Genomic DNA, 15,783 nt, shown 5'->3' on the forward strand with positions numbered 1-15,783 from the left:
CGCCACGTGTCACTTCATGCCGATCTGTCCCATGCCATCCGATCGCCGCTGTCATTTTGTGCCAAGGGGTGTCGCTCGGTGTCGTGGCAGTCCGGAACTGCGGAGCACAAACGGAGCACCCGCCGGCCTCTGGTGGCGTCCGATGGCACCTCGCGGGGTCCTCGCTGTGTGACTGGTGCTTGGGTACACCATCGGGCACGGTCGGAGTTGTAAGAGCGACCCACTCAAGATGGGCTGGGCCAGCGGCTGTGGCGCCACGTTTTCGGGCGGCCAGACGAGCCGGCCCAGTTCTTCGCCGGTCGCCTCGCGCAAGCCGCCACCAAGAGCACTGAGGAAACCTCGGTGGGCGGCATGGAAGGCGCTCAACACTTTCCATGCCGCCGACCTCTCTTGGGGTGCTCTCAATGAGGGGTGGCAAGGTGTCGCTGACTGATGCATGTCAATTCAAGTGCTCGGCTCTTGCTGTAATCATGTGGGGGTAAATTCTAATTAACGGATCGAAGACCTCTCCCATGGGTAAAACAACCTTGTCGGCACTTTTGCTTTCTCGGTCACGGCATCTGTGTTCATGTGCGGGCTCTTTTGGGGGCGGTGGGTGTTCGTTTCGCCTCCGGCCGGTGGGCTCACGCACGACTGGCCGAAGCGGCGACACCAGCCCTCCTTTCTCCGGTGCCCGGGTGTCACCCTGCCAAAAGCGGGGGAACGAGGTAGATGATCTCGAAGGCCTCGTAGACCGCACCAATGACGAACAGCACCATGGCGGGCAAGCCCAGCCAACCGATCTGCCGCAGCCCGAGGACGTACCCCTGACGACGGTTGCGAGCGCCGACCGTCCTGGGGCGCAGCCAGGCCTTTCCGAGGACGTAGGCGGCGAGCATGACGAGGACGTAGGCCTGGAACTCGATGAGGATCGTCAGGGAGTGCGGGATCAGGATCTTCGCCGTGGTCTCGTCGACCGGAGCGAGGACCACGCCGAAGTTGAAAGCGCGGTACATGAAGATGACGATGCCGGCGAAGGGCACGACCATCGAGGGCAGCAGGATCGTCAGCACGGCGACCGTCACCACGTTGACCAGGAGGATGGTCAGGCTGAACAGCCAGACGTTGCTGAGCAGCGACACCACCAGATCCGTTGTCCCGTTCTCCTGCTGGTCGGCGATCTGGGCGGCGTTCAGTTCGGGGAAGAGCAGTGCCGCCCCCATGCCGATGAGGAACAGGCCGTACATGAGCGCGTTCATCGCGAGGTAGGCGCGGAGGTTCGCGCGGATGATCTGGAACGGCTGACGAAGGGTTCGCATGCGTGTTGCTCCGTGGTCGAGATGGCTGATGAGCCGCCGGGGACCCGTGACCGGGCATTCCGTCCGCTACCGGAAGGGCCGCCTCGGCCTTCCCCGCGGCGCGTGGTGGTCGATCAGTTGCCGCCGTCAGTTACTGCCGTCCAGCAGCGCGTTCCAGCGCAGTCGCGTCGCGCGCTCGATGCTGGCCGTCGAGGCGCAGAGTCCGAGTGCCGAGTTGAGCCACAGCGGAAGGTCGACGGGCGAGGTGAAGGTGCCGAAGCGCTGCGCCATCGGTGGCACGTGGGAGACAGCTTCGATGACCTGTGGGATGACCAGAAGGACCGGAACGATGAGCAGGACCAGCGACAACACGCCGATCCAGCGACTCAGCGCGGGATGATCGCGGTCGAGACGAGCACGGCGCCCCTCCGCCGAACGCTCGTCCGGGGTGAGTCGGCGCGCGGCACCTTCGGCGGTGACGTGGTGGCATCGTTTGAGTCCGAAGGTCGTGGACGCCACCTCGATCATTCCTCCCGGTACGGGGAACATCGCCGGAAGCGTGGACTCGGAGTGATGCCTGCCGTCGAGGTAGAGGTGGGCCCTGCCCTTGCCGTCCTGTGTCAGGAACTGCTGCCAGTACGGGACGTCGACGGCGTAGACCGCCTGACGTCCGTCATCGTTGGTCAAGGGGAGGTAGAACAAGGCGCGGGAGAGCGGTTGCCACGAGCGGAAGGGCTTCAGCGGACGACCGTTTCCCTCCTTGATCCGTCGCGCGGCGTTGCGCCGCTTCCAGTCCTTGATCACTTCGGGCTCCGTGTCATTTCGCAACGGTCAGTGGCCGGCGCCGAGCCGGAACCTGTCGACGACCAGCGCTCGCCCCCATTGCAAGGGCTGCCCTCGGGGCAGAGTCAACCGCCCGACCACACGGGAGGTGCACTTGACTGTGCCCTTGGGGCAGGGTGTGGGCTTGGCGTATGCGTGGGCGGGGCCACGCGCGGTTATGGCGCAACAGGAGGCATCGCGTGGCGTGGAGTACTCAGCAGGTCGCCGAGCTCGCAGGGACGACGGTGAAGGCCGTCCGGTACTACCACCAGATCGGGTTGCTGGACGTGCCGGAGCGAACAGCGAACGGATACAAGCAGTACGAGGTCCCACACCTGGTCCGCCTGCTACAGATCAAGCGACTGAGTGATCTGGGAGTCCCACTGTCGGAAGTGGCGGCGATGGGGCGGGCGGACGAGGACCCGGACGAGGCGATCCGCGTGCTGGACGCGGAGCTGGAAGCGACGGTCGACCGGCTCAACCGCGTGCGGGCGGAACTCGCCGTCATCCTGCGTCACCGCGCGCCGGCCTATGTTCCGCCCGCCTTCGCTCCGGTCTCCCGCGACCTCTCCGACAGACAGCGGTCCTTGCTGATGGTCTACTCCAGCGTCCTCAGCGAGGAGTCCCTGGAGGAGTTCCGCGCACAGATCAGCGAAGGTGACGAAACGGAGGAGGAGTTCGAGGCCCTTCCTCCGGACGCGGACGACGGCGCGGTCGAACGCCTCGCCGCGCGCATGCGGCCGGTCGTCCTCAGAGCCCGCGAGAAGAGTCCGCACCTGGCGGACATGGCGGCGGCCGCGCCACGTGGCACGAAGCGTGCCGAGCAGACGATAGCCGAGGCGATCGTGCAGTTGTACAACCCCGCGCAACTACGCGTACTGAAGCGTTTGTCCTCCCTCCTGGAGGAGAGTCCGGACGCGGGTACCGACGCACCCTGAACGCTGGGCGAGCGAAGGGACGGATACTCCGCCAAGGGCCGCGGCCGCCGCCGTCGCGGCGGGTTTCCGGCGCGGCCTGTTGGCCCTGGGCGACGGGTGACGCGCCCCTGCGGCGACAGGAGACCGGGCCAGGCCGTCGTCCGCCACGGCCGCGTGGACAGGCCCGCCTGCGGACAGGGCACCATCAGGACCGGTGCCGGACCCCGGCCCGCCGGCGGCTGTCCGAAGGGCCTCGCCCTCGTCCTACCTCCCTGGGCGCCAGGCACAGCGGATGTCGGGTTCGCGTTCCTCGTTGCGAAGCCCGTCGGTGCGCTCCACGGCGACGAAGCCATGCCGTTCGTAGAACCGCCGTGCCGGTTCGTTGATCTGGAACGTCCACAGGTCCAGTCCCTTCGGGCACCGCTGCTTGGCCAGGGCCATGAACCGGTTCCCCAGGCCCCGGCCGCGCCATGACGGATCGAGGTAGAGCTGTTCCAGTTCGGTGCCCTCCAGTACGAGGATCCCGACCACACGGTCCCCGGCGACCGCCACCCAGCTCTCGGCCTGCGCCACGACCACGGAGGAGAACCAGTTCCGTACCGCGTCGTCGCCGTGCGCGCGGCGCACGGTCGGCAGCGCGGCGGCGAAGGAGCGCAGCCACACGTCGGCCATGCCGGCCGCGTCGGACTCACCGGCACGTCGGAGTACGACCTCGTCACTGTCCACGGTGCACGACGATCCCAGGTCCGTGGTCGGGGCGCAGCCCGTTTTCGGCTCACATCCCGCCGCGACCGTCGCATCGGTCACCTCCACCATCGACAGCCACATCTACCGGCCGGGAGGGGATCACCCTGCTCGGCCCCGACGCGGGCCCCACCCTGCTCGTGTGGGCCGTCGACCGCCGCCCTCGGACACCCGCCTTCGCGCGCCGACACGAGGACGCGGTGGGGCCGGCGGCCGGATACACGGAGGCGGAGGGCGCTCCCGTGCGGGCCCAAACCCCGCGGAGGACGTGTGGCCGAACGTGGCCGGCGAACACGTCGCGCGCTCGGGTGAATGTAATGTCGCTCTCGGTAATAACCGCTGTTCTTCGGGGGTGCCTGTGTCTGGTAAGTGGCGACGTTACGTGTCGGTTCTGGCGGGGGGAGCGGTCGCGGCGGGGCTGCTCACCGCGACCATGGCCTCACCCGCCTCGGCCCTGTCGTGCGGTTACAACGACAACGACAACGGGAAGGCCGTCTACCGTCACTGTGGGAACACCACCGTCCGCATCGAGACCACCAACGTGTTCGGGGGCAAGAGCTACCAGTGCGTGGCCCCGGGCGACACCGTCCTCGGGGACACCTGGTTCATCAGGGGGTCCCACTACATCGGCGGGGTCGGCTGTTCTCCCGTGACCATTCCGCCGCGGTGACCCGCGGCCCCGGCGGGCGAGGAGAGCCGTTGCCCGTGGCCGACCCCTGACGGGGAACGGGGCGGCCGCGCGGACCACCTTCCGCGCGGCCGCCGGTGTGACCGCGGTCGGACCCTGTCGCAGGCGCGTGCTTCGATACGTGCATGAACGCACCCGAGACCGCCCGCCACCTGCCCGACCCGGCCACCGTACGCGACCTGTCCCGCAGGACGGCGCTGCTGGAGTTCCTCGTCAACCCGGACGGCCACTACCGCAAGTACGGCTTCACCTCCGGCTGGCGGCCGGGATGGGACCTGGCGACGATGGACAACGGAGGGGGCGACGAGTACGCCGTCGCGCTCTCGGACACGGCCGGTGTCATCCGCTGCTTCGACCACGAGTCGCAGATGAGCCCCTACGCCAACGACGAGGAGTTCTGGCCGGGGACGGTCGACGCCCTGCCCGCGGAGTTCACGCCCTTCCTGGCCGATCCCGACTTCAACGGCGGTGACGAGTTGTCGGTGAGCGCACTGTTGTGGCGTCTGCCCGGGGACGCCTCCTGGCGCACCGGGGTCGAAGGGGAACGGGACGACGGTTCCGGGTGGCTGCTGGGCGGCCTGTGCGACGGGGATCCCGCTGCGTACCACCACGAGCACTTCCAGGACTACTACGGGTGCTCCCTCGGGCTCGACTCCGTGCGCGCCGTCTTCGAGGGCCGGCCCCTGACCGAGGAGGTCGCGGCCGGGGTCAACTCCACGGTCGACCCCGGCGAGCTGCTGCGCAGGGCGGCGGCGTACTCGTCCTGACCGCCGGAGGAGCCGCGGGCGCCGTGGACCGGCGGCTCCTGTCGTCCGGCAGGAGCCGGACGCGCATACCGAGGGCGGCGCCGCGTCGCCTCTCCTCAGCGGGGTCGGCGGAGAACGGATTCTGTTCCTGGTGCCGTTTTCTCGGTTTTTGTCTGCCAGGTCCTATTTTGCTCCTCGGTCCTGTCCGCGCGCGGAACGGCTTGGAAGCGACGGCTGGAATCCCGCCCTGTCCCATATGACTGCTTCGACGAGAATGTCGAGGCGGTCGCGCTGTACGTACTTCCATTTGCCGTGCCGGTCCTGGTAGCCCCAGGAGAAGCCGTCCTTGAGGCCGATGGCGACGTTGCCCAGGTAGGAGGGGCCGACCAGCGCACGCTCGACGTCCGGGCCGTAGGTCCAGGGGAAGCGCCGCCACTCGACGGCGAAGGACAGACCCCGCTGGTCCTCGAAGGCGGTGATGGCCGCAGCGAACATGTCCGGATCCTGCTTCGCTCGGTTCTGCATGTGTCCAGACTCGGGTGAAGCGCTTTCGATTCGCTAGCGACGGCATTGCCGCCGTAAAGCCATGGCGCCGCCTGTGTCGGTCCGGCTGGTTCTGGAACACGAGCGGAGTGCTGTTTCCGGAGCAATTGGTCGGAGCACGCGAACTCGCAGGGCCGGCGCGGCGACAGTCGGCCTCCCGCGCGGGGACCTCCTCCGCTTCCGCCTTCCGGTGGGAGAGTGGTGCATCGACCCCGAAGCGGGACGGTGCTCAGCTTCTGGACCACGCGACCGCTGCGCGAGGGCGACTGGTCCGGGCATGGTCGGACGACCGCGGGGGCCGCGGGCCTCCCGCCTGTATGCGTGATCCGGGGCGTCCCGAAGGGACCGCTCGAACGACGTGGCCCCCGCTCCACACGGGTGGACCGGGGTCTTTCGCGTCATCCGCCGGGTCTCAGAGCTTGAGCTGGACGAACTCCAACCCCATCAGCTCCGCCACCGCCCTGATCTGCGCCGCGTGGTGCCCCACGCCCAGCGCCCAGTGGTGCGAGATCCCGGTGGCGCTCCAGGCGTCCACCCACTCACCCGGATCGCACCCGAAGTCCACCCGCGACGTCGTGTTCCCGATCCGCAGCAGCGGCCCCTCACCCGTGCGCCCCTCGGCGGTGAGCAGCGCGAACGACCCGTCCCTGCGCTGGACGACCCCGAACAGGGTCACCGGGCCCTTCCTCACGTCGAACTCCACCGACACGCCGTATCCGCGCTTGCCGTGGTAGACGCCCAGCCCCCTCAGCAGCGGCTTGCGCGCGCTGATGGCCAGGTGCGCCGGGCCGTCGTGCCCCATCTCGACGTGGCCCCGGGTGAAGTCCAGCGCCTGCAGCTCCGTGAACGACCCGCCCCCGCCGAGCCGGTCCATCATCAGCATCGCCGTGCAGGTGCGCAGCTCGTACTCGCCCACGGCCGGAACCCCGCGCGCGGTCAGCAGCGACGCACCCAGGATCATCCCGGCCCCGAGCCGCTCGTGCAGCTCACCGGCCAGCCCGCGGTGGTAGTACGACAGGCTGTCCAGGGAGAAGTCCTCCACCAGGCGGTCCAGGCCCACCGCCACCCGGGCGCCCCAGCGCAGCTCGTCCTCGACCACCGAATCGGTCAGCTCGAACACCTCGCGCGCCTCGGCCAGCTTGGCCGCGACGGGCGCCTCCTCGGGCCCGGGCACGCGCTCGCGCAGGTCGTCGAACTCCAGGACCTCCACATGCCCGCCGAAGTTGCGGGTGATGAGGGTGGGATCGGTGGAGACGTCCATCATCCCCGGGTACAGGTGCCCCATGAGCCCGTGCCGGGCGTCGCGCATGGTCGAGCGCACCCCGGCCGCGCGGATCCACCGGCCGATCCGCTCCCAGGCCCGCTCGTCCTCCAGGTAGCCCGACACCGACCGGAAGTCCACCCCGAGCCGCTCGAACAGGTTGGCCATCTCCGGCAGCGGACAGGCCCCGCAGTAGGCCAGCCACTGCCCCGTGTCGAACGCGGCGTGGTCCATGGACTCGGTCGGCTGCAGGTTGACGAACAGCACCGGCGCCTGGCAGCGCTGGGCGATCGGAGCCACCATGGAGGAGGTCATGTAGGTGGTCAGGAAGCAGACGATGAGGTCGCAGTCGGCCGCGCGCAGCCGGTCGGCCGCCGCCCCGCCCTCCTCGGCGTCGGAGACGAACCCGGTGTCGACCACCTCGGCGTCGAAGCCGCGCATCCTGCGCGAGACCGCCTCGGCGGAGGCGCGCAGCTGGGGGAGCAGGTCGGGGAACTGCGGCCAGTAGGCGCCCAGCCCTCCGGCGACCAGGCCGACCGTGGGCCTGGGGCGTCGGGTTCCGGTGCCGCCGGCGGTCTGCGCTGCGGTGGTCATGCCTGTCTCCTTCGGGGGGTGGTCGGCCCCGTCCGCCGCGTTCGGGGGCGGGGCCCGTACCGGGTCAGGACCGGTAGGCGGCCGTGGAACCCCGCACCACCAGCTCGGGTGTGAACAGCACCCGCTCGTGGACGTGGCCGGCCCCGTTCAGCTCCGAGTCCAGCAGCCGCATCGCCGCGCGGCCCAGCTCGTACTTGGGCTGGGCCACGGTGGTCAGCCCGGGATGGACCAGGTCGGCGAGGTCGACGTTGTCGTAGCCGACCACCGACATGTCGTCGGGCACGCGCAGGCCGCGCTGCCCGAGGCCCTTCATCACGCCGAGCGCCAGCTGGTCGTTGGCGCAGAACACCGCCCGCGGGCGCTGCCTGGGCCCTCCGGCCAGGATCGTGTCCACGGCCCGCTCGCCCTGCGCGGGGTTGAGCAGGGGCTGCTCGATCACCCGCACCGCGGTGTCGGGGTCCATCCCGGACTCCTCGAAGGCGGCGCGCAGCCCCTCGTGGCGGCGGCGTACCTGTTCGATGGCGAAGGGGCCGGTCAGGAAGGTGACGCTCTCGTGCCCCAGCCCGATCAGGTGCCGTCCGGCGGCCATGCCTCCGGCGTGGTTGTCCACGCTGACGCTGCACCCCACGTCCTCGGCGACGTCGCCCCGGTCCAGGGCCACCCAGGAGGTGCCCTGGCGGCTCAGCCACAGGAGGTCGGAGAGGTCGTCGTCGACGGGCATCACCACGGCCCCGGCCGCGCGCTGCTCGGCGAGCAGGCGCACGTTGCGCCGCTGGCGCTCGCGGGCCTCGGCGGAGTTGAGCAGCACCACGGCCAGCCCCGACGCGGCCGCCTCGTCCTCCACGCCGCGCGCCACCTCGGTGAAGAAGGGGTTGGTGACGTCCAGGACGAGCAGCCCCACCGACGCGCTGCGCCCCGACCTCAGGCTGCTGCCGGAGGAGTTGCGCACGTAGTCGAGTTCGGCGATGGCCGCCTCGACCCTGAGCCGGGTGGCCTCGGCGACGCGCTCGGGGCGGTTGAGGACGTTGGACACGGTGCCGGGGGAGACCCCGGCGTGCCGGGCGACCTCGGTGATGCCCACGACGGGGTGGGCGGATCGGGACCTGGTGGACAAGGGGCTTCTCCCGGGCGTGTGCGGACGGGCCGTCAGGTGACAACGCGTCGCATCGTACTGATCCGGCCGTGGCCTCCAGGGCGTGTACACGGTTCCGCGGTCGGAGGCCTCATGCTCACACCCGGATTGAAACGTGTCAATAACCTTCGGCCACAGAGGTGTGATGACCCTTCGTGCGAGGGTCGACCCGGTGCGACACCGGGACTCGTTACCAGGGCGATACCTGCGAATTCTTGGTGGTCCCCTTGACGGTAGGGTGTGTGACACTTAACATCCGTTTCATATTAAAACGTTTTTCCGCGTTCGGTAACAATGCCGGACCGGCACCGGAGAAGGAGGGCGCACGTGGATCCAGAAGAGGTCCCCCCACCCCTCGCCCTGGTCGACGTCACCAAGTCCTTCGGGAGCGTCAGGGCCCTGCGGGGGCTGTCCCTGGAACTGCGCTCCGGAGAGATCCACGCGATGGTCGGTGAGAACGGGGCGGGCAAGTCCACCCTGGTCAAGACCATCGCCGGGGTGCACCGGCCCGACGGCGGGCGGGTGCTGGTGGACGGACGTCCCACCGAGTTCGCCGCACCCGTGGACGCACAGCGCGCCGGGGTCGCGGTCATCTACCAGGAACCCACCCTGTTCCCCGACCTGTCGGTGGCCGAGAACATCTTCGTCGGCCGCCAGCCCCGCACCCGCCTGCGCACCATCGACCGCGGGCGCATGCGCCGGGACACCGAGGAGGTCTTCACGCGCCTGGGAGTCCACATGGACCCCGACAGACCCGCACGCGGACTCTCCATCGCCGACCAGCAGCTCGTGGAGATCGCCAAGGCCCTCACCCGCAAGGCGCGGGTACTGGTCATGGACGAGCCCACCGCCGCCCTGTCCGGCGTGGAGGCCGAGCGCCTGTTCACCGTGGCCCGCACACTGCGCGACTCCGGTGCGGCGCTGCTGTTCATCTCCCACCGCTTCGACGAGGTCTTCTCGCTGTGCGACCGCATCACCGTGGTCCGCGACGGCGCGTTCGTCTCCTGCGACCCCACCGCCGACCTGGACGTGGACACCGTCGTACGGCGCATGGTGGGCCGCGACGTCAGCAGCCTCTACCCCAAGGAGGACGCCGAGCGCGGCGAGACCGTCCTGGAGGTCGACGGCCTGACCCGCCACGGCGTGTTCGCCGACGTGTCCTTCGAGGTGCGCGCCGGGGAGATCGTCGCCCTGGCCGGACTGGTCGGAGCCGGACGCAGCGAGGTCATCCGCGCCGTGTTCGGCGTGGACCGCTACGACGCAGGCACCGTGCGGGTGCAGGGCAGGCCCCTGCCCCCGGGAAGGCCCAAGGCCGCCATGGACGCCGGAGTCGCCCTGGTGCCCGAGGACCGCCGCCAGCAGGGCCTGGTCATGGAGTCCTCCATCGAGCGCAACGCCACCGCCACCCGCCGGGGACCGCTCAGCAGGCTCGGACTGCTGCGCCGGAGCGCCGAACGCGAATCCGCCCGGGAGTGGGGAGAACGCCTCAGCCTCAAGTCCGGCGGGCTCGCCGAGCCGGTCTCCACCCTCTCCGGCGGCAACCAGCAGAAGGTCGTCCTGGCCAAGTGGCTCTCCACCGAGCCCCGCGTGCTGTTCGTGGACGAGCCCACGCGCGGCATCGACGTGGGCACCAAGGCCGAGGTCCACCGCCTGCTCTCCACCCTGGCGGGCCAGGGGCTGGCCATCGTCATGGTCTCCAGCGAACTCCCCGAGGTCCTGGGGATGGCCGACCGCGTCCTGGTCATGCACGAGGGCCGGGTCACCGCCGAACTCGACCGCGACGAGGCCGACGAGGAGTCGGTCATGTACGCGGCCACCGGACAGCGACCGAGCGAGGCCGCCTGATGAACGCACCCAGCGCCGCCCCCGAGACCCCCACCGCCGGAGCACCGCCCCGGGACGGGGCCCGTCCCGCGCACCGCGGGATCCAGTTCCGCGAACTCGGCGTGCTCCTGGCCGTGGTGGTCCTCGTCGTCGCCACCTGGATGTACAACCCCGGGTTCCTGTCCAGCCAGGGCGTACACGACCTGTTCCTGGGCGCCACCGTCCTGTCCGTCCTCGCCGTCGGCCAGGCCCTGGTCCTCATCACCAAGAACGTCGACCTGTCGGTCGGGTCGGTGATGGGACTGTCGGCCTTCGGCACCGGACTGCTCTTCGTGACCTTCCCCGGCCTGCCCGTCCCCGTCGTCATGCTCGCCGGTGTCCTCGTCGGCCTGGTCGCGGGACTGCTCAACGGCCTGCTGGTCACCACCGCCCGGGTCCCCGCCCTCGTCGTCACCCTGGGCACCCTGTACGCCTACCGCGGCCTCAACCACTGGTGGGCCGACGGCGGACAGGTCAACGCCCACGACATGCCCGACGCCTTCCTGCTCCTGGGCAGCTTCGGCGTCCTCGGGGTCCCTCTGCCCGCCGCGATCGCCATCGCCGTGGTCGCCGCGGTGGGCTTCTACCTCGCCCGCTACCGCTCGGGGCGGGAACTGTACGCGATCGGCTCCAACGCCGACGCCGCACGGCTGTCGGGCATCCCCGCGGCGCGCAGGGTCACCCTGGCCTTCGCCGCCAACGGAGCCCTGGCCGGACTGGCCGGGGTGCTCTTCGCCGCCCGCTACGGCACCGTCGACTCCACCGTGGGCACCGGCATGGAGCTCCAGGTCGTCGCCGCGGCCGTGGTCGGTGGTGTGGCCATCGCGGGCGGTGTGGGCACCGTCTACGGCGCCGCGCTCGGCGCCGTCCTGCTCACCACCATCACCGCCGCCCTGCCCATCTGGCAGGTCAACCAGTTCTGGCAGGAGGCCGTGGTGGGCGCGCTCATCCTGGCCGCCATCGGACTGGACCGGCTGCTCGCGCTGCGTACCGCGCGCAGGCTTCGAGGAGGAGGTGCCCGTGGCGCCTGAACGTACCGTCACCGCTCCCGCTCCGGACCGGGCCCCCGAGGGCGCCCCGGATCCGTCCGGGCGGCGGCCCGCCGCCCGGATCCGGTCGCTGCTGTCGGCCCGCGAGACCCCGGTCGTGGGTGCGCTCGTCGTCACCCTGCTGGGGGCCGGCCTGTTCGTGGACATGTTCGCCACCGGACGCAACATCGACTTCCTGGTGCTGAGCGTGGCCGCCATCGCCCTGATGGCCCTGCCGATGACGCTCATCGTCATCACCAGTGAGATCGACCTGTCGGTGGCCAGCACCCTGGCCCTGAGCAGCGCCACCCTGGGCGTGCTCTGGGAGTCCGGGGTGCCCATCGAGACGGCGCTGTGGATCTGCCTCGCCGTCGGCGCGGCCCTGGGAGCCTTCAACGGGTTCCTGGTCACCGTGTGCGGTCTGCCGTCCCTGGCCGTGACCATCGGCACCATGGCCCTGTACCGGGGCCTGGCCTACGTGCTGCTGGGCGACCGGGCCGTGGCCAGCTACCCCCGGGACTGGGTCGGCGGTGTCCGCGCGCCCTTCCTGGGCGTCGAGGGCCTGCCGTGGATCGCCGTGGCGATCCTGCTCCTGTCCGCGGCCTTCGGGGTGCTGCTGCACGCCACCGCCTTCGGCCGGTCCCTGTTCGACATCGGCAACAACGACGAGGCCGCCCGCTTCACCGGGGTGTCGGTGCGCTGGACCAAGTTCTGGCTGTTCACGCTCAGCGGCGTGGTCGCCTCCGGCGCCGGGGTCTTCTGGACCCTGCAGTACGGCACCTCGCGCGCCGACACCGCCTTCGGCCTGGAACTCCAGGTGGTGGCCGCCGTCCTGCTCGGCGGCGTGTCCATCTTCGGCGGCGTCGGCTCGATCCTCGGCGTGATGAGCGGCGTGGTGCTGCTCGGCGCCATCCGCAACGCCCTGCAGCTGTTCGGCATCAGCAGCGAGGTCCTGCAGATCGTCACCGGCCTGATCCTCATCGCCTCCGTCGTCACCCCCAACCTCGTGGCCCGGACACGCGCCAGACGCGCGCCCGCCCCGGCCCCCGGCCCAGTACCGGCGTCCGCGCCATCCCCCGCGTCCGCCCCCACCAAGGGAGAAGCACCATGACCGAACCCCGTCCACGCCACCTGCTCCTGGCCGCGTCCGCGTTCGCCGTGCTGATGACCGCCGCCTGCGGCGGCACCACCATCGACGACGCCCAGGAGGAGGAGAACTCGGGTCCGACCGGCACCGCCGACCCGGACGCCGAGATCCCCGAGGGCCTCAAGATCGACTTCCTGCCCAAGCAGCTCAACAACCCCTACTCCGACATCGTCAACGCGGGCGGCGCCACCGCCGTCGAGGAGCTGGCCGGCGAGTTCACCGAGCGGGGCGGCACCGAGCCCACCGCCGACGCGCAGGTGGAGTACATCAACGCCGCCAGCCAGGCGGGCAGCGACGTCATCGTCATCGCCGCCAACGACCCCGACGCGGTGTGCCCCTCGCTCGACCAGGCCAGGGAGAACGGCGCCGCCATCGTCGGCTACGACTCCAACGCCAGCTGCACCGACATCTTCGTCAACCAGTCCTCCACCGAGCTCATCGGCCAGACCCTGGTCGAGATGATCTCCGAGGACCTGGGCGGCGAGGGCACCTTCGCGGTGCTGTCGGCCACCCCCAACGCCACCAACCAGAACGCCTGGATCGCGGCGATGGAGGAGGTGCTCAAGGAGGAGGAGCACGCCGGCCTGGAGCTGGTCGAGACCGTCTACGGCAACGACGACGACCTGGAGTCCTTCCAGGAGATGCAGGGCCTCATGCAGTCCTACCCCGACCTGGACGGGGTGGTGGCGCCGACCACGGTCGGCATCGCGGCGGCGGCCCGCTACGTCAGCGACTCCGAGTACAAGGGGGAGGTCGCCGTCACCGGCCTGGGCACCCCCAACCAGATGCGCGAGTTCGTCAAGGACGAGACCGTCAACCAGTTCGCCCTGTGGAACCCCGAGGAGCTGGGCTACCTGGCCGGGTACACCGGTGCGGCGCTCAGGGCGGGGCAGATCACGGGCGCCGAGGGCGAGACCTTCACCGCCGGTGACCTGGGCGAGTTCACCGTCCAGGCGGACCAGGAGGTCGTGCTCGGCCCGCCGACGGTCTTCGACGCCGACAACATCGACGACTTCGACTTCTGATCCCCGCCCGGGGCCGGCGCACGCGGCCCTGACGCACTCGGGGCGGGCCGGGGACACCCCGCCCGCCCCTGTCCGTGCGAACACGTACCGCTCTGCCTGTACTGGATCCGGTCCGTGGTGATCCGGCCGGATCCGACCATCCGATGTGACGGGAGGACGCCCGTGCAGCGCGTCTGCTTCATCCTCAAGGTCAAGAGGGAACGCCTCGCCGAGTACCGGGAGCGCCACGCCGAGGTCTGGCCGGAGATGCGCGAGGCCCTCAGCGCCGCCGGCTGGCACAACTACTCGCTGTTCTGCACCGAGGAGGGCATGGTCGTCGGCTACCTGGAGACCGAGGACTTCGACCGTGCCCGCGAGGAGATGGCCGGGACCGAGGTCAATGACCGCTGGCAGGCCGAGATGGCGCCCTTCTTCGAGAACCTGCCCGGCCGCCCGGACGAGGGCATGGTCCCGCTGACCGAGATCTTCCATCTGGCCTGATCCCCACCGGAGAGGTACCGCCTTGCACTCCACCCCCCGATCGCCGCTTCGCACCCTGGCCGCCACCGTGCCCGGCGCGCTGGCGCTGGCACTGTCCGCCGCACTCGTCGGACCGTCCGCCGCCACCGCCGCGACCCCGGCCGACACGGCCACCGCGGCCGACGCGCCCTCGGCCACACCCCTGGGCAGCCGGACCCTGGACGAGAACGCCCTGTACTTCGTCTCCTACGACGGCCTGGTCAACAACGGCTCCTACCAGCAGTCGGGCATCCTCACCCACGGCGGCTTCCAGTACGCCGCCTGGTACACCGGGGACCGCCACGCCGTCCTGGCGCGCCGCTCCCTCGACGGCGGCGGTGACGGCGGGTGGCGGACCGTCCGCCTGCCCCACCGGCTCACGGTCGACGACTCGCACAACTCCATCTCGCTGGGCGTCTCCGCCGAGGACGGGCGCCTGCACGTGGGCATGGACACCCACAACACCCCGGTCTTCTACACGAGGTCGTCCCCGGGCCTGGTCACGGGCGGGGCGCCCTGGAGCGCCGACTCCTTCGAGCCGGTCCAGCGCGACCTGGCCGGACTGGACATCGGCTCGATCACCTATCCCAGGTTCGTCCCCACACCGGACGGCGGACTCCAGCTCGCCTACCGCACCGGCGGCTCGGGTGACGGGACACAGGAGCTCGCCGAGTACGCCGGCGGGGAGTGGACCCACCTGGGCGCCTGGTCCTCACCGGAGGGGACCTACGAGGCCAACGGGGCGGTCAGCGACAGCCGCAACATGTACCTGCACGGGATCGGATACGGCGACGACGGGCGGCTGCACGCCTCCTTCACCTGGCGCGAGACCGCGGCCGGCGGGGACATCCTCTGCCACCCCGGCGGGCTGTCCAACCACGACACCGGATACGTCTACAGCGACGACGGGGGACACACCTGGCGCACCGGCAACGGTGCCGTGGCCGCGGTGACCGGGACCCCGCACCGCGTGTCCGTGGACACCCGCGGCCACGTCGTCGACCCCCTGCCACCCAACTACGCGCTCATGAACCAGGAGTCCCAGGCGATCGACTCCGCGGGCAACCCGCACGTGGTCGTCAGCTACCGGCCGGGCCGCTTCGGGCACTGCTCGACCGACTTCGTCGAGGACCGCAGGCGGCAGGGGCGCACCTTCCACCTGCACCAGGACGACGCGGGGACGTGGCGCAAGGTGGAACTGCCCGAGCCGCTGAGCGCCTTCGGCCGCTCCCGGCTGGTGCTCACCGACGACGACACGGCCTACGTGGTCATGCCCTTCGGCCGCATCATGGCCGCCGGGGCCGACACCGGGTGGAGCGAGTGGACCATGGTCCACGACGGTTCGGACATCGACGCCTTCGGTGAGGTGCTGGTGGACGAGTCCCGGGTGGCCTCGGAGGGGGTGCTGTCCGTCTTCTACCAGGAGGCCGGATCGGGTTCCTCCACACCGATCCGGGTGGCCGACTTCCAGCTCGGCTGACCGGAGGGGGCGGGCGGC

15 protein-coding genes are annotated in these 15,783 nt (G+C 70.4%); 9 read left to right on the top strand and 6 right to left on the bottom strand.

Going from position 1 to position 15,783, the window contains the following annotated elements; translation table 11 throughout:
• Positions 1-680: 680 nt before the first annotated feature.
• Together NOSIN_RS07790 and NOSIN_RS07795 are read right to left on the bottom strand one after the other, a co-directional pair.
• The gene (locus NOSIN_RS07790; RefSeq protein ID WP_077690084.1) at positions 681-1,298 is read right to left on the bottom strand and encodes a stage II sporulation protein M; all 618 of its coding nucleotides are present in this window, start codon (positions 1,296-1,298) and stop codon (positions 681-683) included.
• Positions 1,299-1,424: 126 nt separating this feature from the next.
• Positions 1,425-2,081, bottom strand: coding sequence for a hypothetical protein (locus tag NOSIN_RS07795; protein WP_077690085.1), 657 nt, complete (start codon positions 2,079-2,081; stop codon positions 1,425-1,427).
• Between the two features lie 218 nt (positions 2,082-2,299).
• On the opposite strand from NOSIN_RS07795, the gene NOSIN_RS07800 reads away from it, so the two are divergent.
• The gene (locus tag NOSIN_RS07800; RefSeq protein WP_077690086.1) at positions 2,300-3,037 is read left to right on the top strand and encodes a MerR family transcriptional regulator; all 738 of its coding nucleotides are present in this window, start codon (positions 2,300-2,302) and stop codon (positions 3,035-3,037) included.
• Positions 3,038-3,280: 243 nt separating this feature from the next.
• Here NOSIN_RS07800 and NOSIN_RS07805 read toward each other — a convergent pair whose 3' ends face one another.
• Positions 3,281-3,742 carry a GNAT family N-acetyltransferase gene (locus NOSIN_RS07805; RefSeq protein ID WP_077693479.1) on the bottom strand — a complete coding sequence of 154 codons (462 nt, stop codon included), beginning with the start codon at positions 3,740-3,742 and terminating at the stop codon, positions 3,281-3,283.
• A 400-nt stretch (positions 3,743-4,142) separates the two neighbouring features.
• Between NOSIN_RS07805 and NOSIN_RS07810 the strand changes: the two genes are divergently transcribed.
• Both NOSIN_RS07810 and NOSIN_RS07815 read left to right on the top strand, forming a co-directional pair.
• Positions 4,143-4,430, top strand: coding sequence for a DUF6355 family natural product biosynthesis protein (locus NOSIN_RS07810; protein WP_077690087.1), 288 nt, complete (start codon positions 4,143-4,145; stop codon positions 4,428-4,430).
• A gap of 143 nt (positions 4,431-4,573) precedes the next feature.
• Entirely contained in the window at positions 4,574-5,215 is a 642-nt protein-coding gene (locus NOSIN_RS07815) for a hypothetical protein (RefSeq protein WP_077690088.1), read from the top strand.
• A gap of 162 nt (positions 5,216-5,377) precedes the next feature.
• Here NOSIN_RS07815 and NOSIN_RS07820 read toward each other — a convergent pair whose 3' ends face one another.
• From NOSIN_RS07820 to NOSIN_RS07830, 3 genes are all read right to left on the bottom strand, one after another.
• Complete coding sequence (locus tag NOSIN_RS07820; RefSeq protein WP_077690089.1) at positions 5,378-5,719, bottom strand: hypothetical protein; 342 nt, start codon at positions 5,717-5,719, stop codon at positions 5,378-5,380.
• Between the two features lie 430 nt (positions 5,720-6,149).
• Positions 6,150-7,592, bottom strand: a complete 1,443-nt coding sequence (locus NOSIN_RS07825) for an L-fucose/L-arabinose isomerase family protein (protein ID WP_077690090.1) — start codon at positions 7,590-7,592, stop codon at positions 6,150-6,152.
• Positions 7,593-7,656: 64 nt separating this feature from the next.
• Positions 7,657-8,706 carry a LacI family DNA-binding transcriptional regulator gene (locus NOSIN_RS07830; RefSeq protein ID WP_077690091.1) on the bottom strand — a complete coding sequence of 350 codons (1,050 nt, stop codon included), beginning with the start codon at positions 8,704-8,706 and terminating at the stop codon, positions 7,657-7,659.
• Between the two features lie 345 nt (positions 8,707-9,051).
• On the opposite strand from NOSIN_RS07830, the gene NOSIN_RS07835 reads away from it, so the two are divergent.
• The 6 genes from NOSIN_RS07835 (at position 9,052) to NOSIN_RS07860 (ending at position 15,765) form a co-directional block, all read left to right on the top strand.
• The gene (locus NOSIN_RS07835) at positions 9,052-10,569 is read left to right on the top strand and encodes a sugar ABC transporter ATP-binding protein (protein WP_077690092.1); all 1,518 of its coding nucleotides are present in this window, start codon (positions 9,052-9,054) and stop codon (positions 10,567-10,569) included.
• The gene (locus NOSIN_RS07840; protein ID WP_375539646.1) at positions 10,569-11,618 is read left to right on the top strand and encodes an ABC transporter permease; all 1,050 of its coding nucleotides are present in this window, start codon (positions 10,569-10,571) and stop codon (positions 11,616-11,618) included. The genes NOSIN_RS07835 and NOSIN_RS07840 overlap by 1 nt, the downstream gene beginning before the upstream one ends.
• On the top strand, positions 11,602-12,726 hold the full coding sequence (locus NOSIN_RS07845; protein ID WP_077690093.1) for an ABC transporter permease: 1,125 nt from the start codon (positions 11,602-11,604) through the stop codon (positions 12,724-12,726). The genes NOSIN_RS07840 and NOSIN_RS07845 overlap by 17 nt, the downstream gene beginning before the upstream one ends.
• Complete coding sequence (gene rhaS, locus NOSIN_RS07850; protein ID WP_077690094.1) at positions 12,723-13,787, top strand: rhamnose ABC transporter substrate-binding protein; 1,065 nt, start codon at positions 12,723-12,725, stop codon at positions 13,785-13,787. Before NOSIN_RS07845 ends, rhaS begins: the two co-directional genes overlap by 4 nt.
• A gap of 162 nt (positions 13,788-13,949) precedes the next feature.
• Complete coding sequence (locus tag NOSIN_RS07855; protein ID WP_077690095.1) at positions 13,950-14,267, top strand: L-rhamnose mutarotase; 318 nt, start codon at positions 13,950-13,952, stop codon at positions 14,265-14,267.
• 22 nt (positions 14,268-14,289) lie between these two features.
• The gene (locus tag NOSIN_RS07860) at positions 14,290-15,765 is read left to right on the top strand and encodes a BNR repeat-containing protein (protein ID WP_077690096.1); all 1,476 of its coding nucleotides are present in this window, start codon (positions 14,290-14,292) and stop codon (positions 15,763-15,765) included.
• Positions 15,766-15,783: the final 18 nt, after the last annotated feature.

It is taken from the genome of Nocardiopsis sinuspersici, from assembly GCF_001998325.1.
GTDB classification, from domain to species: domain Bacteria; phylum Actinomycetota; class Actinomycetes; order Streptosporangiales; family Streptosporangiaceae; genus Nocardiopsis; species Nocardiopsis sinuspersici.